Raw genomic sequence first — 372 nt, 5'->3', positions numbered from 1 at the left:
GCGGCCCAGCGTGACCGGGCGCAGCGTCACCTTGCCCTGCGCGTCGACCACGGCCACGCGCGTGCCCTCGGCGCGGAACAGCAACGTGTTGCTCGGCGCCTGCAACGCCTGGCTGCTCTTGAGCGGCAGCGAGACCGTGACGTAGGCCCCGGGCAGCAGCACGCCGTCGCGGTTGGGCAGCGTGACCTCCACCTGCATGGTCCGCGTGGCGGCGTCGATCGACGCAGCGGTGCGCGCCACCTGCCCCTTGAAGGCCTGGCCACGCAGCTCCGCCTGCGTCACCACCACTTCCTGCCCTGCCTTGACGAGATTGGCATAGCTTTGCGGCACGTTCACGTAGACGCGCAGCGGGTCGGTCTGCGAGAGCAGGAA

The 372-nt window shown here is 70.4% G+C and carries 1 protein-coding gene; it reads right to left on the bottom strand.

The features are described from left to right. The coding region (locus AC1DCY_RS27970; protein ID WP_477356117.1) for an efflux RND transporter periplasmic adaptor subunit at positions 1-372 on the bottom strand (372 nt) is incomplete at both ends.

The organism is Lysinibacillus sp. 10T31, assembly GCF_056394365.1.
The sequence above is the reverse complement of the archived record's forward strand: the minus strand, read 5'-3'. Positions and strand labels throughout refer to the sequence as shown.